This window comes from Mesorhizobium sp. B2-3-15 (assembly GCF_006442875.1).
Classification (GTDB): Bacteria; Pseudomonadota; Alphaproteobacteria; order Rhizobiales; family Rhizobiaceae; genus Mesorhizobium; species Mesorhizobium australicum.
Map to the genome: position 1 here is coordinate 74,624 of NZ_VFVO01000018.1, position 21,009 is coordinate 95,632.

Below are 21,009 nucleotides of genomic sequence, written 5' to 3' on the forward strand. Positions count from 1 at the left end.
GCGGAAACGTGCTTTTTCAGGCGCACTTGCGTTCGCATTTTTCGCGTCTGGGGTTAAGACCAGAACATGGATTCCGAGGCCGAGCAGCCATCTTCCGACCAACCCGCCATCGAGCGCATGACGCGGCTGAGCAAGCCTTGGCAGTGGCTCATCCTGCTGGTCATCTCCGCGCTCTTCGCCGGCGCGCTGGAACTCGCCGCTTTGCCGGCGGCGCTGCTGATCGGACCGATGCTGGCGGCCATCGTCGCCGGCACCAACGGTGCCGCGGTGCGTGTGCCGCGGCTTCTGTTCGGCGCCGCCCAGGCTGTCGTCGGCTGCCTCGTCGCGGCTTCGATCTCGGCCGATATCTTCCCGGTCTTCTACAAGGAATGGCCGCTGTTCCTCGGCGTGGTGATCGCCACCGTCGCGGCCTCGAGCCTGCTTGGCTGGCTGATCAGCCGCTGGCGCATCCTGCCGGGCACCACCGCCGTCTGGGGTTCTTCGCCGGGGGCCGCCACCGCCATGGTGCTGATGGCCGGCGCCTTCGGCGCCGACCAGCGCCTTGTCGCCTTCATGCAGTATCTGCGCGTCATCTTCGTCTCGATGACGGCAGCCCTCGTCGCCAAGATGTGGGTCGACACCTCGGGCATCGAGGTCCCGCCCGTTATCTGGTTCCCCGAGATCGATCCGCAACCCTTCGCCGCCACCATCGGCATGGCGCTCATCGGCGGCCTCGCGGGCAGGCTTTGCCGGCTGCCTTCGCCCTTCTTCCTCGGCAGCTTCATCTTCGGCACAGTCATCCATCTCGGCCTCGGGGTGCCGATGCAATTGCCGCAATGGCTGCTGGCGGTCAGTTACGCGACGGTCGGCTGGGCGATCGGCCTGAACTTCACCAGGCCGATCCTGCGCCACGCGGCACGCGCTTTGCCGCAGATCATCGCTTCGATCATCGCGCTGATCGCGTTTTGCGGCGGCCTTGCCTTCCTCATCAGCCGGCTCGCCGGCGTCGACCCGCTGACCGCCTATCTGGCGACCAGCCCTGGCGGCATGGACAGCGTCGCCATCATCGCCGCCGCCGCGCAGAACGTCGACATCTCCTTTGTCATGGCCCTGCAGTCGGCGCGCTTCCTGATCGTGCTGCTTGTCGGCCCCAGCATTGCCCGGCTGGTAGCCAGAAGCATCCGGGAATGATGAGGGCTGCCACCAGGGCACCGCTATCGCGCGGCTGCCAGGCGTTCGGGCAGGAAATCGACGAAAACCCGCACCTTTGGCGACAGATGGCGATTGGAGGGCCATAGCATCCGGAACTGGCCACGGCCGTCGACATGATCGTCGAGCACGGTGCGCAGCCGGTCCTCGCGCAACGCGTCCCGCACCAGGAAATCGGGCATGCAGGCGATGCCGAGTCCGGCGATCGTGGCGCCTTTCAAAGCTTCCATGTTGTTGCAGGTCAACATTGAACGGATCAGCGGTTGGGCGCTCCCGGTAATGAACGGCCAGTCCAGCAGCCTGCCGCTGTTGAGATAGCGGAAGTTTATGCCGAAATGCCTGATGAGATCCGCCGGCACACCGGGAGTGCCATGGCGATCGAGGTAGGAGGGAGCCGCGCACAGCAGCATGCGGAAGGGCGCAATGGGTCTGGACACCAATCGTGAATCAGGCAGCTCGCCGCTGCGGATGGCGACGTCGATGCCTTCCTCGATGACGTCGACGATCCGGTCGTTGAAATCGATATCGAGCTCGATCTCGGGATAGCGGGCCATGAACTCCGACAGCACCGGCAGCAAAAGATGGTAGGTGACGATCGGGGTGGAGACGCGCAACCGCCCACGCGGCGTCTCCCTTGTCCGCGACAGCATCGCCTCGGCATCGTCGATGTCGTCGAGGATGCGCCGCACGCGCTCGTTGAACAGCTTGCCCTCCTCCGTCAGGCCGATCCGCCGCGTGGAGCGCTGCAGCAGCCGCACGCCGAGTTCCTGTTCGAGCCGCGCGACGCTTTTGCCGACCGCTGAAGCGGAGATGCCGAGCGCCCGGCCGGCGGCGACGAAGCTGCCGAACTCGGCGGTGCGGGCGAAAGCCAGAAGGCCGCTGAGGCGATCCATCATGCTGCTCCATTCGAGCGTTTCCGTCCGTTATATCAGGATATTTAATACTATTATTCCTGATCTGTCTCTGACCTATCTTGGTCCGCATGATCGGCGCCGCGGTTGCGCGCATGCCTGCGCAGACCGCTCAGATAGGAAAAACCCATGACCTTGAAGACCACCACCGGCCCGGCCGAGCGATGGCTCGTGCTCCTGTCGGTATGCCTCGCCGCTATGACGATGCCTCTGACCTTCACCGGCCCGGCCGTCGCGCTCTCCCGCATCGCGGCCGATCTCGGCGGCAGCCCGATCGCGCTCAACTGGGTGACCAACGCCTTTATGCTGACCTTCGCCGCCAGCCTGATGGCGGCCGGAGCGCTGGCCGATAATCATGGCCGCAAGCGGATCTTCCTCGTCGGTCTCGCCCTCTACATTATCGCCTCGCTCGGCGCGATGCTGGCGTCCGACATCACCAGGTTTGACGTCTTCAGGGCCGCGCAAGGGCTCGGCAGTGCCTTGGCCTTCGCTGGCGGCGCCTCCGCACTTGCCCAGGAATTCGAGGGACCATCGCGGCTGCGCGCCTTCTCCTTTCTCGGCACCAGTTTCGGCATCGGGCTGGCCTTCGGCCCGATCGCCTCCGGCCTGCTCATCGCCGCCTTCGGCTGGCGGTCGATCTTTGTTCTGGTGATGGCGCTCGCGGCTGCCTCGGCAACCCTCGGCCTGCGCACCATCAGGGAATCGCGTGATCCGGATGCGACCGGCCTCGACTGGGCGGGCGCCACCACGTTCACCTTCGCGCTGGCCTCGCTGACCTATGGCGTGCTCCAGGCACCCCAGAGCGGCTGGACCGACCCGCTGGTGGCAACGCTTCTCGGCGTCGCCGTCCTTTGCTTTGTGCTGTTTGTCGTCGCCGAGCGGCGCGTGCGCCGGCCGATGCTCGATCTCACCCTGTTTCGCTTTCCTCGCTTCGTCGGCGTCCAGTTTCTTGCGGCGGCGCCCGCCTATGGCTTCGTCGTCCTGCTCGTACTTTTACCGATCCGCTTCATCGGCATCGAGGGGATGAGCGAGATCAAGGCCGGGCAATTGATGATCTGCCTCTCCGGACCGTTGTTGTTCCTGCCCTTGCTCGCCGGCCAGCTGGCGCGCTGGATCGCTCCGGCCACGATCTGCGGCGTCGGCCTGCTCGTCGCGGCGGCCGGCCTGGTCTGGCTGAGCCTGACGCCCCCGGTTGAGGTTGCGCTGGTCGCGCCACTGATCCTGATCGGCGTCGGCATCGCCTTGCCTTGGGGGTTGATGGACGGGCTCGCCGTCAGCGTCGTGCCGACGGAGCGGGCCGGGATGGCGGTCGGCATCTTCAACACCACCCGTGTCGCTTGCGAAGGTGTGGCGCTGGCCATCGTCATGGCGACCCTGTCAGGCTTTACCGCCGCGCAACTCGCCGCTCGGGGCGCTGCGCCTTCCAGCGACGCGGCCGCCGCGGCGCAATTGCTGGTGACCGGCAATGTCGGTGGAACCGCGCACCATTTGCCGGCGGCTGGCGCCGCCGTGCTGGTCGAGGCCTACGAAACGGCGTTCGACAGGCTGCTGATCGTGCTGGCGGCAATCACCATCGTCACCGCCCTCGTCGTCTTTCTCGGTCTGCGCCGCGGATCCGCGGCGGAGCACCAGACCGCACCCCTGCCGGCCTGCCAGGAGGGGTAGGCGTCAGCCATTCGCAGGCCAGCTGAATATCAATGCACCTTAGTCCAGCCTGTGCATCAGATCGTCATCCAGCCAGCGGCCGAAGAAATAAGCCAGCTGCTTGTGCCACCACGGCCAGTCATGGCTGACGTCGCCGCCCCAATAGTCGACCCAGGCCGGAATGGATTTGTCGCGCAGTATCTGTTCCAGCTGGCGGGTCTCGACCAGCATGCGCTCTTCCCATGCGCCCTGCCCGCAGCAGAAGATCAGCCTGAGCGCCTTCAGCCGCGCCAGCAGTTTCGGGTCGACGATCCCTGGCAGATAATCGAGCGGCGAATTGTAGAAGATGTCGCCGTCGAGCGCCTTGCCGAAGAAATCGCGGGCCGAATAGACACCCGACAGCGAGATGACGCCGCTGGCGAGCTCGGGAAACCGGAAGACGAAGTTCGAGGAATGGTAGCCGCCCATCGAACAGCCCGAGAACAGCGGCTTCAACCGCCGTCCGCCATTGGCTTGCGCGGCGGTTTCCAGGAATTCCGGCAGCGCCTCCTCGCGCAGATAGCGGAAATAGGCCTCGTGCCGGTCGATGCGATGCACGGCATCGACATCCCTGGCGAAGAAGGATTCTGTATCGATGCCGTCGACGGTGAACAGCTGGATGCGGCCGGTATCGATGAACTCGGCGAGCGCCCCCGCTCCGCCGGAATCTTCGAACTGGTAGAACCGGCCCTGCGAGGTCGGGAACACCACGACCGGCCGGCCGGCATGCCCGTAGCGCTTGTACTCCATGTCGCGGCCGAGATTGCGGGCGAAGACCTTGTGATAGGAAATGTCCATGCCTCAAGCCTTTTCGGCGTGGATATAGGCCACCGCCTCGCGCAGATCAGCCTGATCCTTCGAGCGCATCTGGTAGGCGTAATTTCCCATGGCCCGGCTGAAAACCTCTTCTATCGGCTGATGATGGACGATCTTGTCGCGGTGGGCGGCTAGCACGTCCGCGTGGCTATGCAAATAGTCGAGGTGGCGCTTGCGGCTGGCATAGGCGGTGAAATACTTGCCCTCATAGGGGCCGCCGACGGCATCCTTGACCACCATGTCCGCCCATGCCGCGTAGACATCGATGTCGAACGTGTAGTTGATCGCGTCGGTCATCCAGGCGCCGGGCGGCCGCATGTTGACCTCCAGCGCGATGATGCGGTCGTCCCTGGTCTCGAACAATTCGATATGGAAAAAGCGTTCGCGCACGTCGAATGCTTTCAGGATCTTGCGGCCGGCCTCCTCGACGGCAGGCCTGATCCGAGGAAAGCAGGTGTAGCTCATGTGGCGGTCCTTGTTGACCACGTCCATGACGCTCTGGTCGTAGCGATGGCTGGCCGCCAGCACCACCTCGCCGTCGCGGTTGATCAATCCGTCATAGGTCACCACCAGCCCTTCGATGAACTGCTCCATGACGAAGGTCACGTCCTCCGGCTTGTCCCGGAAGAACTGGTCGAGCTCTTTCGCATTGGAGATCTTGAACGTGTTCGAAGCGCCGGAGCCCGAATCCGGCTTCACCACCACGGGGTAGCCGACGCGGCGGATGAAGGTCATGGCGCCGGCCCGGTCGGAGCATTTGCGCTGCGCGATCGTCTCGACACCGCTCTTGCGGAAGAAGGCGCGCATGCGGCTCTTGCGCTTCAGATTCTTCACGAAATCGAGCTTGGTGCCGTAGATGTTGAAGTCGGTGCGGATGTTGGCTTCCAGCTCCAGCCAGTGCTCGTTGAGCGATTCGAACCGGTCGATGCGGCCCCATTTGTGGATGAAATGGCCTATCGCCCGGAACACCGGCTCGTAATCCTCCATGTCGGCGACGCGATAGTATTCCGAAAGCGCCTGCTTCAGCTTGCCGTCGAGCGCATCATAGGGCGCATCGCCAATACCGAGCACGGTCGCGCCGGCCTTCTTCAGCCGGTCGCAGAAATCGGCGCCATTGGCGGGAAAATGCGGCGAGAAGAACACGAAATTCATGAACGCCCCCTGCCGACGGCACCCCGCCGGAAGCCAAGTCTGGCGCATTTGCGGCGCGCGGGGAAGAGCATCCGCGTTAAGATAAAATTCGACGGAGGCCGGCCCGCTTGCCTCCAACAGGCCGCTCCTGTATGAGAGCGGCCATGAACACGCGCCCCACCACCGCTTCCCGTCAGACCGGCTTTGCCGGCGAGACCGTGCGCGCGCTTGCCTCGACCCTGCTTCTTATCGGCGATCGCCGGGTTCGCTGAAGGAGCGCCCGGCGGTCGAACCGCCGCGCAAGCGCATGCTCCTTGGCAAATCATATCAAGCGAACGAAATTCTGGTAAAGGCGCCGCTTGGCTCCACATCCGCCTGAAAGGTGGACCCGCCAGCCGCCGGGAGAAACAACGATGAACGCACGAGAAGACATCCGCGCCAGCGAGGCCGCGACCGGCAAGCAAGTTGGCCGGGGCATGCCGGACGCAGCCCGCAAATATCAACCCTACCCGACCGTCGGCCTCACCGACCGGACCTGGCCCTCGAAGGTGATCGACAAGGCGCCGATCTGGTGCTCGGTCGACCTGCGCGACGGCAACCAGGCGCTGATCGATCCGATGGGCCACGAGCGCAAGGCGCGCATGTTCGGCCTGCTGCTCGACATGGGCTTCAAGGAAATCGAGATCGGCTTCCCCTCGGCTTCGCAGACCGATTTCGACTTCGCGCGCTGGTGCATCGAGCAAGGCAACGTGCCGGCCGATGTGTCGTTGCAGGTGCTGGTGCAGTGCCGGCCTGAACTGATCAGCCGCACCTTCGAGGCGCTGAAGGGCGCCACCAACCCGATCGTGCATTTCTACAACTCGACCAGCGAGTTGCAGCGTCGCGTCGTCTTCGAGAAAGATGTCGGCGGCATCAAGCGTATCGCGACCGACGCGGCCAAGATGATCACCGACATGGCTGCCAAGGCCGGCGGCGGCTATCGCTTCGAATATTCGCCGGAGAGCTTCACCGGCACCGAACTCGAGGTCGCTCTGGAGATCTGCAACGCCGTCACCGAGATCGTCAGGCCAACACCCGACAACAAGCTGATCATCAACCTGCCGTCGACGGTCGAGATGTCGACGCCCAACATCTATGCCGACCGCATCGAGTGGATGTGCCGCAATCTCGACAACCGCGAAAACCTGATCATCTCGCTGCATCCGCACAATGATCGTGGCACCGGCATCGCCACCACCGAACTCGGCTTGATGGCTGGCGCCGACCGCGTCGAGGGCACGCTGTTCGGCAATGGCGAGCGCACCGGCAATGTCGACATCGTCACCTTGGCGCTCAACATGTACACGCAAGGCGTCGATCCGGGCATCGACTGCTCCGACATCAACCGGATGAAGGATGTCTACGAATATTCGAACCAGCTGAAGATTCCCGAGCGCCACCCCTATGTCGGCGAACTCGTCTACACTGCTTTTTCCGGCTCGCACCAGGACGCCATCAACAAGGGCATGAAGGCCTTGAAGAAGGCCAACACACCGCACTGGGAAGTGCCATACCTGCCAATCGATCCGGCCGATGTCGGCCGCAGCTATGAGGCCATCATCCGCATCAACTCGCAGTCGGGCAAGGGCGGCATTGCCTATGTGCTGCAGGCCGATTACGGCCTCAATTTGCCGCGCAACCTGCAGATCGAATTCAGTCAGGCTATCCAGGCGATCACCGACGCCGAAGGCAAGGAAGTGCCGGCCAAGCGTATTCATGACCGCTTCCTCGAAACCTATGTCGACCAGCCTGGCGCCCGCCTGAAATTCCTCGATCATCACACTTACCCGGCCACCGAGGTGAAGGGCCGGCGCGTGGTCGAGGCGGTTATCCTCGACAACGGCAAGGAAGTGACGATATCAGGCACCGGCACCGGCCCGATCGACGGCTTCGTCGATGCGCTGTCACGCCATGTCGGCGTCGAGATGTCGGTGCTCGATTATTCCGAGCATTCGATGCAGCGCGGCTCGAATGCGTCGGCTATCTCCTATGTCGAGATGGAATATCCCGGCGGCAAGCTGTTCGGCGCCGGCATCAACACCAACATCGTCGCTGCCTCACTGGAAGCGGTAACGTCAGCGGCCAATCGTATCGTCGGCCGCAACGCGCGATAGTTTACCGTCGGCGCGAGAGCCGGGATTGGCTCTCGCGCCGCCATCCTTCGGGCCTGAACAAGGTCTTGGCATCCATGGGATTCAATAAGGATTGCTCCGGCATCCTGGCTATCCTGTCGCGCGCGGCTCATTAACCACCGGGAAAATATCCGGTGGGGTACGCGATCGCATAATGGGTGTATACTTGTATGGCGGTGCGGGCATTATATGATCCGTGCCTTAACCTGTGCCGACTTCGAGAGGATCGACACTTGCAGCATGCCACGCCTGCCGCCCCCGCAGTGCGCGAAACATTGGAGCGACTGCTTGCCAGCGAAACGTTCGGAAGATCCGAACGGGCACGCAAGCTGTTGCGTTATCTTGTCGAGCGCGAACAGGCAGGCGAAGCCGACAGGCTCAAGGGCTTTTCCATCGCCATGGATGTCTTCGGCAAGGACGGCGATTTCGATCCTTCGACCGATGCGGTGGTGCGGGTTCAGGCCGGCCGGCTGCGCGACTTGCTGCAGCAATATTTCGCCAATGAAGGTGTTGCCGAGCCTGTCCGCATAGCCATTCCGCGCGGCGGCTATGTCCCGGCCTACGAGCTCAATGCGATCCGCTTGCCTGAGACGGCCGAACTCGCCATCCAGACGGGAGCGGCGGCGGCTCCATCGGCGCAACGCGGCACTGCCGAGAGTGCCATTGCGGCCCCTGCCTTACTGGCACCGATGGTTGCGCCGGCGCCGTCGGTGGCACGTCACCTCAGATTCTTCTGGATGGCGATCGCCGTCGTCATCGCCATGCTTGGTGTTCTGATCCTGCGTCAGGGCAGCGGTGCGCTGCTGGCAGGCGGCGACCTTGCGGCCACGCTCGAGACCGCAGGCCTCACCGGCAGCATCGAGCCGTCTCCCGCCAGCGAGGCCTTGCCGCTCGTCTACATCGCCGTCAAGGCCAGTGGCACGGATGCCAGCCGTGTCGCCGCATCGCTGCGCGCCGGCCTGAGCGGTTTCGATACGATCGACTTCATCGGTCGCGACGCGGTCGCCACGACCGATCCGGCCACCAATGCCACAAGCTTCATCTTCGATATTCTGCCTGGGCCGGATACGGGCGAAATCACGATTGAACTGCAGAGCGTGGCGACCGGACGGGTGCTTTTGTCGCGCAACCTGACCGCCGCCGACAGCGCACCGACCGCCGTCGAGAACCGTATAGCCGGCATTTTGACGTCCGCTCTTCCCGCTTCCGGCACGATCTACAGCTATATCGAACAGAGCGGCATTCAGACCGTCCTCACGCAATGCCTGACGCTCAACGACAAATATTATCTCGACCAGAACGCCCGGACCCACGAGGCCGCCTATCGCTGCCTCGAAACCCTCGCCGAACGCGGCGCCAAGTCACCGCTGGTCTACTCGGAACTCGCTTCGCTGCACCTGGAGGCCGTGAACGACCACTACGCCTATCCGCCGGATGCCACGATCGAGAAGGCGATGACATTTGCCCATCGCGCCGTGCAGATGGGACCGACCAGTCCTTATGCGCATCGCTCCTACGGCTACATCAATTCGCGTCTTGGCAACGCTGACGAGGCGCTGCGCTGGATGCGCAAGGCCTATGACCTCAATCCCTACGATCTCGCCATGGCCGCAGCTTACGGCTATGGGTTGATTTTCGCTGGCAGGTATGCCGAGGGGACGCCGATCCTGGCCCAGGCGGTGGACGCCTCCAGCGGTCATCCGACATGGTGGGATTTCGGACTTTTCGCCGGCGAACTCATGCTTGGCGACACGAACAAGGCCGCCATCGCCAGTTCCTCTTTGAGAACAACCGCAACCAAATCGCACTATCTTGCAGCCCGGCTGATCGGTGCCAAGATCGCCGGCCAGGACAATCTGGCGCGCAAGCTGCTCGACGAGCTAACCGCCAAATTTCCGAAATTCACCGCCGATCCGCGCGCGACCTTCATCGACCGGAAATATCCGCCCGATCTGACCGAGCGGCTGGTTGGGGCTCTGCGCGCGGCGGGCCTCGGCAACGCGAGCTGACGTCCCACCAACGGGTTGTTTGGACCAACCGAATTGTTGCCGCCGAAAGCAGGTGGCAAACCCCCGATACGACGGATTTGTCGGCTTTGTCAGGCGACTTCGCAAGGTCGAGAGAGCGCAAACGCCAGTCGTCGCGAAAATTTTACTGGCCATCGTGCTGGACAAGGAGCAATCCAGCCGCATTCCCATCTTCCCGTCCCGTAATCTTCCCGTCCCGTAATAAGCTTTCACATTTCAATGATCGCATCGCTTCACGCCACCGAACAGGGTGCTGGCTCGAAGGCCATCGCCCTGCTGCATGGTTTTGGCGGCTGCCACGGTGTCTGGCACGAAGTGATCCCGTCGCTGTCGCCTGCGGTGCGCACACTCGCTTATGACTTGCCGGGGCACGGGCTGTCGCTCGATTTCCCCGGCGCCGGCCCGGCCAAGGTGGCGGCAAGGGCCGTCCTGACCGATCTCGCCGCGCGATCGGTGAAGCGCGTTCATCTGGTGGGCCACTCGATGGGCGGCGCGGTGGCGACGCTGATGGCACTGGCCGAACCCGAGAGGGTGGCCTCGCTGACACTTCTGGCGCCGGGCGGCTTCGGCCCCGAGATCAATGGCCCGCTGTTGCGCCGCTTTGCCGCCGCAAGGGACCCCTCCGACATCCGGGCGTGCCTAAGCGCGATGTCGGGACCGCTGACGCGCCCCGTCGACCGCACCGTGGATACCATTCGCGACATGCGCGGGCGACCCGGCCAGGTGGAGCAACTCATCGAGATTGCTGCCGCCATGACCAGCGACGACCGGCAGGGCGTCATCCCGCACGACCGGTTGGACACACTGACCATGCCGGTGATGGTGGTATGGGGGAGCAATGACCCGATGCTACCCGTTACCCAAATGGATGGTCTGCCCGCGCGATTTCACGTGCACCACGTGCTGGAGGCTGGCCATATGCTGATCGAGGAGGCGCCCGATCTGGTCGCCACGATCATCCAGCGCAACATGAACCGCCGCGCCAGGCCCTTGCGCCCGAAACTCGCTGCGACCGGCTGAGACGTCCCGCGCGGCACCGAGCGGGCGCCTTGCCGTCTTGATCTCGCGAGTGCATTTTGCCTTCGGCTGTGTTAACTGCCTGTTAACCAAACCCGCGAGGCCACGCCGATGAAGGACGCAGGCGAGAAGATCGATCCGTCAAAGAAACTGTCCGATGCCATCCGTGATGTGAAGAATGCCTTCGCTGACCGCGACGATGTCGTCGTCGACATGCGTGAGGCGCACCGCATGCGCCTGGACCTGTTGGCCGCGGACCTCGCGCCCATCTTCGCCGACGTTCCAGCCGACATGGACAATTTCGACTTTGTCGTCTCCTCGGGGCTGCAGCCGCGCCTGTGGATCGACGCCGTCAGCCATGTCGCGATGGGACGCGACCGTCGCACCTACCGCTTCCTCAAGGATACACGCATTGGCCGGGTCGTGCTTGCCGAGTCGACCGAGATGAAGCTGGTCGCCGATTCCGTGACGCGTTATGTGGCCGAGCGCATCGTCGAGCGCCAGAGGATGATGGAAGGTGGCGTCGAGCCGGCGGTCGCCGGCATGAAACGCGCCGAGGTCGCGGAAGCCGAGCCACCGCTGCGAGCATCGACGCAAGGCAAGGGCTGGTCGGCCTTCCTGTCGGGGCTTGGGCTGGTCGCCGCCGGCGCGCTGGTTGGTCTGGCGGTGTCGGCCGCGCTGCTGTGGGACCGCATCTCGGCCATGGTTCTCAACTGGCGGCCATAGCCTCGCCGGGCTCGACCCCGAGTTCCAGGCTCTGCAGATCGGAAGGCGGTATTGACGGTCCGGTCAGACCGCGCCGCGTCAGGTGGATACGCCAGTTACCCTTTTCGCCGTCGATGTCGAACAGATTGTACTGTGCTGCCGGGTGATTGCCGCCCGGCGCCTGGCCGGCGGCGGCGACCCCGACGACCGGGATCTTTGCACCGCGAAGCCCAATCTGGAACAGCGACGGCAGATGCGAATGGCCGTGCAGCACAAGCTCCGCGCCATGGCGGCGGACGATTTTGTGGAAGCGGGCGATGCCGAACAGCCGCTTGTGCTGGGAGACAGCGCCCCGCAGGGGCGGATGATGGATCATGATCGCGCGGAACAGACCTTGCTTCGCCGTGCTCTCGAGTATCTTGCCGAGCCGAGCCGCCTGCCCCTCCATGAAAAAACCATTGGCCATGAAGGGCGCCGTGGCGCGCGCCGTCGAAACCCCGATCAGCGCGATATTGCCGCGCACGCGCAGATAGGGGAAGGCATTGCGGTCGACCGGCGTGTTGACACCGTCGCCGCTCATCCACGCCGCCCACGACCGGCAGACCTTGTCGAATGCGCCGGGCACATAGGCATCATGGTTTCCCGGCACCACCGACACGTCATGCGGTGGCCCCAGCGTCTCGAGCCAGTGTTTGGCCATCTCGATCTCACCGTCGAGCGCCAGGTTCACGAGGTCGCCGGTGACGGCGAGATGGTCCGGGTTTTGCGCCTTGATATCGGCGACGATGGCGTCGATGACGGCGTCGTGCATGTGGCGGCGGCGGTTGCGCTGCCAGTTGACGTAACCGAGCACGCGCTTGGAGGCGAGATCGCGATAGGATACATCGGGCAGCGGCCCCAGATGGACATCGGAAATATGCGCGAGCCTGAACATCCCTCCTTCATAGGCGACGTACGCGCCCCTTTCCACCCACGGTTTCGCTACTGATGGCGAGCGAGGAGGAGGCTCCGTTCCGCCAGACAGGCTGGGCGGGTTTGAGGGCCCGGCTGTTCCATCTCTATTTCGTGCTGCGGCGGCCAATGACGCTCGGTGTGCGCGGCCTGATCCACGATGCCGCCACCAATTCCGTCTTCCTCATCCGCCATACCTATGTGCCCGGTTGGCAGCTTCCCGGCGGCGGCGTCGAGGTCGGCGAGACGATGGCCGAAGCGCTGGCGCGCGAACTTTACGAGGAAGGCAACATCCAGATCACGGACGCGCCGATTCTCAAATCGATGCATTTCAACCGCCGTGCCAGCCGGCGCGACCATGTCGGCTTCTACCTCGTCGAGCATTTCAGCCGCACCGCACCGAAACTGCCAGACCATGAAATCGCCGAGGCCGGCTTTTTCCCGCTCGATCGCCTGCCGGAGGGCACGACGCCGGCAACGCTGCGGCGGATCGCCGAAATTTTCGCCAACGTGCCAGCATCGCCCTATTGGTAGTCAGGCAGCAGCCCTTCCGAACCGCGCCCGATCATGCGGCGCGCCATAGTCGAGCGCCGGCCCGACCGGCACGATCCGGGTCGGGTTGATGGTCTCGTGGCTGCCGTAATAATGCGCCTTGATGTGGCGCAGGTTCACGGTCCCGGCGACGCCAGGCACGCTATAGAGGTCGCGCAGATAGTTCGACAGGTTCGAATAGTCGGCGATGCGGCGCAGGTTGCACTTGAAGTGTCCGACATAGACCGGGTCAAAGCGCACCAGGGTGGTGAACAGCCGCCAGTCGGCCTCGGTGATGCGATCACCCACTAGGTAGCGCTGCCTGGAAAGGCGATGTTCCAGAGTATCGAGCGCCGAAAACAGCGCGCCGAACGCCTCCTCATAGGCCGCTTGCGTGGTGGCGAAACCGGCTCGATAGACGCCATTGTTGACGGCGGGATAGACCAGCCCGTTGATCGCGTCGATCTCGCCGCGCAAGGCCTCGGGGTAGAAGTCGAAGCTGGCGTCGCCCCATTCGTCGAAGGCCGAATTGAGCATCCGGATGATCTCGGAGGATTCGTTGGAGACGATCGTCTGTTCCTTCTTGTCCCACAGCACCGGCACCGTCACCCGGCCTGAATAGGCAGGATCGGCCTTGGTGTAGATCTGGTGCAGGAAGTCGAGACCATAGAGCGTGTCGCCGGTGGCGCCGTCCTCGGCGAGAAACGTCCAACCGTCCGCGCCCATGAAATGGTGAACCACCGAGACGGAGATGATGCCTTCCAGCCTCTTCAGCGTGCGAAAAATCAGCGTCCGGTGCGCCCAGGGACAGGCGAGTGAGATGTAAAGGTGATAGCGGCCGGGCTCCGCCTTGAAGCCGCGGCTGCGGCCTTCGGCGGGTTTGCCGTCGTGCGTGATCCAGTCGCGCCATTGCGACTGCGCCCGCACGAACTTGCCGCCACTGTTCTTCGTGTCGTACCAGCGGTCCTGCCATTTGCCGTCGACGAGCAATCCCATGAATTGTCCTTTCGCGTTTTCCGTCATGTAGGGCGCGATGCGGTAAAGCGGAAATCATCCTGGGCTGAACAGATCGTCAATCGGTAGTGCGAGCGAACGGGTCGATTGCGGCGGCGCAAAATTGATGCTAGCGGACACTCCGCATGTTCGACCTTGCTTTGATCCGGTTTGACCGACGACGAAAGGGCGCCCGCGCTTGATGAAGCGCTGACTGGCGAATGCTGCCGTTTGCAGCAACCTTTCCTCCTCTACCGGAACGCAAAGACCATGAGCCTTGCCGACGTGAAATACCTGCCGGAAACTCCGGCGCATGATCCTCAAATCGAAGCCATTAACGACGAGGCCTTCGGCCCCGGCCGTTTCGTGCTGGCCGCCTACAAGATCCGCGAGGCCGGCGGCCACGAGCGCGCCCTGTCCTTTGTCGCGGTCGACGGCGACCTCGTCGTCGCCTCGGTGCGCATGACCCGCATAGCGGCGGGGGCCGGCCGGGCGCTGATGCTTGGGCCACTCGCGGTACGGCCGGCCTTCAAGAATCTCGGCATCGGCCGCCGGCTGGTAGCGATCGCGCTGGAGGCGGCCGCCAAGGCTGGCGCGCCGGCCGTCATCCTGGTTGGCGACGAACCTTATTACGGGCCGCTCGGCTTCAAGCGCATCCCCCGTGGTCAGATTTCGATGCCTAGGCCTGTCGACCTCGACCGCCTTTTGTCGCACGAGATCACGCCCGGCGCGGTTGCCAGGCTTTCCGGCGAGGTCGGTCACGCCAGCCAGGCCAGGGCCGCCGAGCACGTCTAGGCGATGGCTTGACCCGGCCCTTCAATCCGGGCCTGATCCGTCCCTGTTTGATAGCAAGCCCATTCTCACGGGAAGGATGACGCCATGAATCCCAGCGGCCAGATAGCAATCGTGACCGGCGGCGGCTCCGGCCTTGGCGAGGCAACCGCTCGTGCGCTTGCCGCCAAGGGAGCCAACGTTGCCATCTTCGATGTCGGCATCGAGCGCGCGGCCAAGGTCGCGGCCGAGATCGGCGGCATCGCCGTCCAGTGCGACGTCGCGAGTGCCGACAGTGGCGTCGCCGCCCTGGCCGAGGCTGCCGCCAAGCTGGGCGAGCCGCGCATCCTGGTCAATTGCGCCGGCATCGCCATCGGCGTGAAGACGATCGGCAAGGATGGACCGCATCCGCTCGACCAGTACCGCAGGGTGATCGAGGTCAATCTGATCGGCACGTTCAACATGATCCGCCTGGTCGCCGACCGCGCCGCGAAACTCGAGCCGCTGCGGGGCGGCGAGCGCGGCGTCATCGTCAACACCGCTTCGGTCGCCGCCTATGACGGCCAGATCGGCCAGGCGGCCTATTCGGCTTCGAAGGGCGGTGTCGTCGGCATGACGCTGCCGGTGGCGCGCGATCTCGCCCGATCCGGCATTCGGGTCTGCACCATCGCGCCCGGCATCTTCAAGACGCCGATGATGGCCGGCATGCCGCAGGAGGTGCAGGATTCGCTGGGCGCCGCCGTGCCTTTCCCGTCGCGCCTCGGCGAACCAGCCGAATATGCCGCGCTTGCCCTGCACATCGTCGAAAACCAGATGCTGAACGGCGAGACCATCCGCCTCGACGGCGCCATCCGCATGGCGCCGAAGTAAGGCGTGTCGCCCCAAGCTGCGAAGCGGTTTGCGCGGGCACCTCCCCTTGCCAAGTCCGGCATCATCGGCTGACAAGTGGAATAGGAAATCAACTTGGCAGGGCGAGAAACCTTGGACGATCGAAAGAAGGATGTCATCCGCGAGACCGACGCCGAGGCGATCCGCCTGGCGAAAACGCTTCTGCGCAGTGCCCGTTTCGGCGCCCTGGCGGTGCTGGAACCGGGGACCGGGGCGCCGCTGGCGAGCCGGGTCGGCGTCGCCACCGACATTGACGGCGCACCGCTCATCCTGGTGTCGATGCTCGCGGCGCACACGTCGGCCCTGCTTGCCGATCCCCGCTGTTCCCTTCTGCTCGGGGAGCCTGGCAAAGGCGATCCGCTGGCGCATCCGCGGCTGACGCTGGCCTGCCAGGCCTCGCGGCTGGAGCGCGGCTCGCAGGCCCAAGCTCGCGCCGCGCGCCGCTATCTCAACCGCAATCCCAAGGCGAGCCTCTATGCCGGGCTCGGCGACTTCTCAATCTTTCGCCTTGAGCCGCAGCGCGCCAGTCTCAACGGCGGCTTCGGCAAGGCCTATCTGCTCGACCGGGCCGATCTGGTCACCGCCGGGCCGATTGTCGAAGAGCTCGCGGCGAGCGAACAGTCAGCCGTCGAGCACATGAATGCGGACCATCTCGACGCGATCGCCAACTACGCCCATCATTTTGCCAAGGCGCCAGGTGCTGGCTGGAGCATCGCCGGGCTGGACGCCGATGGCATGGATCTGGTGTCCGGGGACGATGTTTGCCGGGTATTCTTCCCGCAACCACTGGCGACTGTGCAGGAATTGCGTCCCGTTCTGGTTGAAATGGCGAGGGCCGCCAGGGCGGCATCCTAGGCGCAAAGCGAGATTAAATTGCATTTGATCAAAAGCAACGCTTGAGATTTGAAAGAAATGTTCTAGGCTTTAGGTGTGGTGCTGACTCGTCGGCACCTTCACACGTGAATTTATGGATTCAGGCGCCATTGCCCCCATGGCGCCTCGATGAGCAAACAGCATGGGGCATCAATGGTCTCGACAAAGCTAATCGCCAACGCCGAATCAGCTGCCGAATTTCTGATGCTGATGGGCAACGAAAAACGGCTGTTGATCATGAGCTATCTGATCGACGGCGAAATGTCGGTCGGCGCCATCGCCGAAAAGGTGATGCTTAGCCAATCCGCCCTCTCGCAGCATTTGGCCAAGTTGCGGGCGCTGGACCTCGTGGACACCCGCCGCGATCGCCAGATGATCTACTATTCCTGCAAATCCGATGCCGTGCGCGAACTGCTCGCCATGCTGGAAGGCATTTTCGGCGGCGGCAAGGAGGATCTGTCCCAAATGGCGCAGAGGTTGCGCCGCGCCGGGACTTGACCGGACGCTGCCGCGGTCGTTTACCTCGCTGACGATTTCCGGAGCGTGGTTGGTGTGTCTTTCCCGGCGCACGGACCGCGCTTTCGATTGTTGAGCGGGACATGGACCCAATTCGCATCGACGATCCACGCGATCCGCGCGTCGCAGCCTATCTCGATATTCGCGAGCGCGATCTGGCGGGCCGGCAAGGCCGCTTCGTCGCCGAGGGCAAAGTGGTGCTCGACCTGCTTTTGTCGTCGAGCCGCTTCACCGCCGAATCCATCCTGATCCTGGAAAACCGGCTTGGCGGCCTGGAGGAGGTGCTGCGCAAGGCGCAAGCGGACCTGCCGGTCTACGTCGTCGCCAGCGGGGTGATGGACGCGATTGCCGGATTCCACATGCACCGCGGCATCCTGGCCATCGGCCGCAAGGAGACGCCGCATCCGGCCGGGTCATTGCTGGATGCCTTGCCCGCTCAAGCCCTGATCGTCGTGCCTGTCGGCATCGCCAACCACGACAATATGGGTTCGATCTTCCGCAACGCCGCCGCTTTCGGCGCCAATGCGGTGCTGATGGACGGGACATGCTGTGATCCGCTGTACCGCAAGGCGATCCGGGTTTCGGTCGGCGCCGCGCTCAAGATCCCTTTTGCGTCCTTCACCGACACCGCGGGCTTCACCGCGGAGCTCGACCGCCGGGGCTATGACCAGTTCGCATTGTCACCGCGCGGCCGGATCGACATACGCGATGCACGGCGCGGCGAGCGGCTGGCACTCTATCTCGGCACCGAGGGCGAAGGCCTGCCCGAAAGCCTGCTTGCCCGCCTGCAAACCGTGCGGATCACCATGTCGAAGGGCTTCGACAGCTTGAACGTCGCTGCCGCCTCGGCCATTGCCCTGCATCATTTCTCGCGCTGACGATCATGTGAGCCAGGACACGGCGAAAGCGTCAGCCTGCACGGCGTCAGTTGGCTTCTGCTTTCTGCAAGGCGCGCACGCGATCGGCGAGGCTGCGGTCGTTGCCGGCAGAGCGATTGTCCTGCGGCGCGGCGAGCGCCTTGGCGATTGGTGAATCGGGGCCTTCGAGCTTGGCCGTCAGGTGGACCACCTCCGCCGCCAGCTCATTCATCTGCTCGCGCAGCGCGGCACCATTGCCGTTCGTCAAACCCGACGATGCCGCGGCGCCGAGATCCGCCTTGAGGCGCTTGTTCTCGCGCGCCAGCGCCGTCAGCCTGGCCTCCAGCCGTTCGCGGTCGCCGTCAAGCTTGGCAATCGCCCGGTCCAAATCGTCGCGCTTGCCGGCCTCCTCGTGCCGGGCCGGCTCATCTGGCTTGCCGACCAGCCGCAGGGCCGGTGCGCCGTCCTCGGTTTTCGATTTTTCCCGCAACCGCGCCAATTCCTTTTCCCGCCGATCAAGCTTGTCCTCACGGTCGGCGAGCGTTGCGAGCAGCCGCTGGACCTTCTTGTCGAGTTCAGCGGCCCTTTTCTTCTCGGCCTTCAGGGTATCGCGCGCGGCCTTGCTTTCGGCCACGATCTCCTGGCTGCGCCGATCCGCTTCCTTGCGCTGGCCGCGCAGCAGCAAGATATCGCTGGCAAGCTTCTGCAATTCGGATTCGCGGGCCACGAGTTCGATCTGGCGGCTGCTGGAGGCAAAACTGGCGTCGTCATACATGTGCTCCAGCTTCTCGAGATCGAGCGCCCGCCTTTCCAGCTTTCGTTCGGTTTCCTTGAGCCGCTCCGAAAGCTGATGCAGTTCCTCTTCGCGCTGTCGAAGCGCTTCGTTCTTGGCGCCGAGTTCGGCGAGCGCGTGGTCCTTGTCCGTGCGCTCGACCGCCAGCGCCTTCAGCGCCTCGCGGCCGCGATTGATCTCGACGAGTTGTTCGGCCGCCTTCTCGCGCAGCGTCTTGACGTTGATTTCGAGGCGCCGCGTCGTCATGGCGTATTCGGCCCGGATTCGGTCCTTGTCGGCCTGGATCTCGGCTTGCGTCAGCGGAATGGAGGCCTCGATGCGCCTGCGGGTCAGTGCGACGGCACGCCGCCAGACGGCGGGAGCCACCATCAGCGCCAGAAAGCCGGCACAGAGAAAGCCGAGGGCAAAGAACAGGACCGACTGAACCAAAGGACTACCCGTTATCGACGACAACTTGGAAGGCTGGACCGTGCCATCTTGGCATGGCGGAAATCCGGCACCGCGGCAAGGGCTTGCCGCGGCCCATTCGGGTCGTCGGTTGAGGAATCCGGTCGAACCGTCCGTGATTCGCTCATATCGGCCGGATCAGAACGGATTCCAGGTCGCCCGCTCGGTCAGTTTCAGGTAGCCCAGATTGACGCCGAGCCGGGCGCCGACGCCGGTACGGATCGGCACCAGCAGCACATTGTTGTTCTTCAGCACGTTGAAGCCGACACCCGCCACCACATAGGCCGAACCGGCGACGCCGCCATAGCGATTGTAGAGGTTGCCGACATCGTCGAGATTGTAGACCAGCATCATCACGCGTGACCCCTCGCCGCCGAAATCCCAGCCCAGCGACGGGCCTTGCCAGAACACTTTGTGATCGCCGGCATTCTTGGTGTAGAGCGTGCCTTCGCCATAGGTCAGGCCGCCGATCAGCGCACCGGATCCCTCCTCCCCAAGCAGGTAGCCATTGGGCAGACCGTAGGAGGCGAAAATCTTCTCCACGACGGTGGCCAACCCGCCCGACGTCGCGCCGAAGAACTTGTGGCCGGAATCGACAATCTCCTGAGCTGTGTACTCCTGCGCCCGCAGGGGCGATGTCGAGAAGACGAGAACGCCCATAAGCGCGATCGCCATTGAGAGGACACGGAGAAAACTCCGGTCATAGATTCGGGAAAACATGCTTCCAATCTCCGTCATGAAGCACTTTCGCCGACGCCTCGCATCCGTACGGCTCTTTAGGCGGCCGTTAAGGATGACTGTTAGGGGCAAACTATGCCGTAATCCTTTTTCAACCATTAAACTCCCACATGAAGATGGCGGTTCGAAGGCTCTTGGCCGCTCGAGGGGACACGCAGCCTGCGTGAACGCGCCATATGCCATGACGGCAATTTTGGATTTGTTGCTGCACGCACGGGCGCTGTGTATTCAGAAAGCCTTGGGTTGAAGCGTGATTCGTGTGGGCAGGCGCGAAGATCGATCGCTCGGCCGTCAAATGGAAGATTTTGCAGGGATTTCGCCGATGGCCGATCTGTTCACCCTTACCGCTCCCGACCTGGCGGCACTTTTATGCAGCCGCGTCTGCCACGACATCATCTCGCCGGTCGGCGCGATCAACAACGGGCTTGAACTGCTCGACGAGGGCGGCGCCGACGAAGACGCCATGCGGCTCATCCGTCAGAGTGCAAAAAACGCTTCGGCGCGTTTGCAGTTCGCCCGCATCGCCTTTGGCGCGGCCGGCTCGGCGGGCATGATGATCGACACCGGAGATGCCGAGGCCGTCGCCATCGCCTTCCTCAAGAACGAAAAGCCGGAATTGGTCTGGAATGGAACCCGTGCGCTGCTGCCCAAGAACAAGGTCAAGCTGCTGCTCAACCTGCTGCTGGTCGCCAACGCCGCCATTCCGCGCGGCGGCAAGCTGGTCGTGACGCTCGAGAATCTCGAAACCGAGCCGCGTTTTTCGCTTTCGGCAAGCGGGCCGATGCTGCGTGTCCCGCCGAAATTCCTCGAACTGCACTCCGGCCACAAGCCGGAAGAGCCGATCGACGCGCATTCGGTGCAACCTTATTACACGCTGCTGTTGGCCCGCGAGGCCAACATGACGATTTCGATTCACGCGACGCCTGAAGAAATCGTCCTCTCAGTGGCCTGAAAGTCGGCGCCGGCAGCGCGACCAAACGAAGTATTTCAGTCTGAAATATT

20 protein-coding genes are annotated in these 21,009 nt (G+C 63.7%); 13 read left to right on the forward strand and 7 right to left on the reverse strand.

Translation table 11 applies throughout. The annotated features are described in order from the left end of the window. Nucleotides 1-66: 66 nt before the first annotated feature. Nucleotides 67-1,170 carry an AbrB family transcriptional regulator gene (locus FJ954_RS28865; protein WP_140665174.1) on the forward strand — a complete coding sequence of 368 codons (1,104 nt, stop codon included), beginning with the start codon at nt 67-69 and terminating at the stop codon, nt 1,168-1,170. 23 nt (nt 1,171-1,193) lie between these two features. Here FJ954_RS28865 and FJ954_RS28870 read toward each other — a convergent pair whose 3' ends face one another. Then, a complete protein-coding gene (locus FJ954_RS28870) occupies nt 1,194-2,081 on the reverse strand; it encodes a LysR family transcriptional regulator (protein WP_140665177.1) in 888 nt (295 codons plus the stop codon). A 147-nt stretch (nt 2,082-2,228) separates the two neighbouring features. Between FJ954_RS28870 and FJ954_RS28875 the strand changes: the two genes are divergently transcribed. Then, nucleotides 2,229-3,764, forward strand: a complete 1,536-nt coding sequence (locus tag FJ954_RS28875) for an MFS transporter (protein WP_015316014.1) — start codon at nt 2,229-2,231, stop codon at nt 3,762-3,764. 39 nt (nt 3,765-3,803) lie between these two features. Here the strand turns inward: FJ954_RS28875 and FJ954_RS28880 are convergent, their stop codons facing one another. Next, entirely contained in the window at nt 3,804-4,580 is a 777-nt protein-coding gene (locus FJ954_RS28880) for an alpha/beta hydrolase-fold protein (RefSeq protein WP_015316013.1), read from the reverse strand. A 3-nt stretch (nt 4,581-4,583) separates the two neighbouring features. Further along, nucleotides 4,584-5,750, reverse strand: coding sequence for an ATP-grasp domain-containing protein (locus FJ954_RS28885; RefSeq protein WP_140665180.1), 1,167 nt, complete (start codon nt 5,748-5,750; stop codon nt 4,584-4,586). 392 nt (nt 5,751-6,142) lie between these two features. Between FJ954_RS28885 and leuA the strand changes: the two genes are divergently transcribed. The 4 genes from leuA (at nt 6,143) to FJ954_RS28910 (ending at nt 11,670) form a co-directional block, all read left to right on the forward strand. Continuing rightward, on the forward strand, nt 6,143-7,882 hold the full coding sequence (leuA, locus tag FJ954_RS28895; protein WP_140665185.1) for a 2-isopropylmalate synthase: 1,740 nt from the start codon (nt 6,143-6,145) through the stop codon (nt 7,880-7,882). Between the two features lie 251 nt (nt 7,883-8,133). Next, nucleotides 8,134-9,909: a hypothetical protein gene (locus FJ954_RS28900; RefSeq protein ID WP_140617646.1), complete on the forward strand. Its 1,776-nt coding sequence runs from the start codon at nt 8,134-8,136 to the stop codon at nt 9,907-9,909. Nucleotides 9,910-10,146: 237 nt separating this feature from the next. Next, nucleotides 10,147-10,947 (forward strand): alpha/beta fold hydrolase, encoded by an 801-nt coding sequence (locus FJ954_RS28905; protein ID WP_140665187.1) that lies wholly within the window; start codon nt 10,147-10,149, stop codon nt 10,945-10,947. Nucleotides 10,948-11,055: 108 nt separating this feature from the next. After that, nucleotides 11,056-11,670, forward strand: coding sequence for a hypothetical protein (locus tag FJ954_RS28910; protein WP_015316007.1), 615 nt, complete (start codon nt 11,056-11,058; stop codon nt 11,668-11,670). Here FJ954_RS28910 and FJ954_RS28915 read toward each other — a convergent pair. Continuing rightward, a complete protein-coding gene (locus tag FJ954_RS28915) occupies nt 11,654-12,583 on the reverse strand; it encodes a metallophosphoesterase (protein ID WP_140665190.1) in 930 nt (309 codons plus the stop codon). The genes FJ954_RS28910 and FJ954_RS28915 overlap by 17 nt on opposite strands. Nucleotides 12,584-12,636: 53 nt before the next feature. On the opposite strand from FJ954_RS28915, the gene FJ954_RS28920 reads away from it, so the two are divergent. After that, the gene (locus tag FJ954_RS28920) at nt 12,637-13,134 is read left to right on the forward strand and encodes an NUDIX domain-containing protein (RefSeq protein WP_140665193.1); all 498 of its coding nucleotides are present in this window, start codon (nt 12,637-12,639) and stop codon (nt 13,132-13,134) included. Here the strand turns inward: FJ954_RS28920 and FJ954_RS28925 are convergent, their stop codons facing one another. Beyond that, a complete protein-coding gene (locus FJ954_RS28925) occupies nt 13,135-14,127 on the reverse strand; it encodes a glutathione S-transferase family protein (protein ID WP_140665196.1) in 993 nt (330 codons plus the stop codon). A gap of 267 nt (nt 14,128-14,394) precedes the next feature. On the opposite strand from FJ954_RS28925, the gene FJ954_RS28930 reads away from it, so the two are divergent. The 5 genes from FJ954_RS28930 to FJ954_RS28950 all read left to right on the forward strand — a co-directional run bounded on the left by FJ954_RS28930 (nt 14,395) and on the right by FJ954_RS28950 (nt 18,050). Next, nucleotides 14,395-14,919 (forward strand): N-acetyltransferase, encoded by a 525-nt coding sequence (locus FJ954_RS28930; RefSeq protein ID WP_015316003.1) that lies wholly within the window; start codon nt 14,395-14,397, stop codon nt 14,917-14,919. An 84-nt stretch (nt 14,920-15,003) separates the two neighbouring features. Then, entirely contained in the window at nt 15,004-15,765 is a 762-nt protein-coding gene (locus FJ954_RS28935) for a 3-hydroxyacyl-CoA dehydrogenase (protein ID WP_140665198.1), read from the forward strand. Nucleotides 15,766-15,876: 111 nt separating this feature from the next. Further along, a complete protein-coding gene (locus tag FJ954_RS28940) occupies nt 15,877-16,638 on the forward strand; it encodes a HugZ family protein (protein ID WP_140665200.1) in 762 nt (253 codons plus the stop codon). A gap of 171 nt (nt 16,639-16,809) precedes the next feature. Then, nucleotides 16,810-17,154 carry a metalloregulator ArsR/SmtB family transcription factor gene (locus FJ954_RS28945; protein ID WP_015316000.1) on the forward strand — a complete coding sequence of 115 codons (345 nt, stop codon included), beginning with the start codon at nt 16,810-16,812 and terminating at the stop codon, nt 17,152-17,154. Between the two features lie 101 nt (nt 17,155-17,255). Then, nucleotides 17,256-18,050: an RNA methyltransferase gene (locus tag FJ954_RS28950; RefSeq protein WP_140665203.1), complete on the forward strand. Its 795-nt coding sequence runs from the start codon at nt 17,256-17,258 to the stop codon at nt 18,048-18,050. 46 nt (nt 18,051-18,096) lie between these two features. On the opposite strand, the gene FJ954_RS28955 is transcribed toward FJ954_RS28950, so the two are convergent. After that, nucleotides 18,097-19,251, reverse strand: coding sequence for a hypothetical protein (locus FJ954_RS28955; protein WP_140665205.1), 1,155 nt, complete (start codon nt 19,249-19,251; stop codon nt 18,097-18,099). Nucleotides 19,252-19,407: 156 nt separating this feature from the next. Next, nucleotides 19,408-19,944 (reverse strand): EipA family protein, encoded by a 537-nt coding sequence (locus FJ954_RS28960; RefSeq protein WP_224530344.1) that lies wholly within the window; start codon nt 19,942-19,944, stop codon nt 19,408-19,410. A 385-nt stretch (nt 19,945-20,329) separates the two neighbouring features. Between FJ954_RS28960 and FJ954_RS28965 the strand changes: the two genes are divergently transcribed. Then, entirely contained in the window at nt 20,330-20,959 is a 630-nt protein-coding gene (locus FJ954_RS28965; protein WP_015315996.1) for a histidine phosphotransferase family protein, read from the forward strand. Nucleotides 20,960-21,009: the final 50 nt, after the last annotated feature.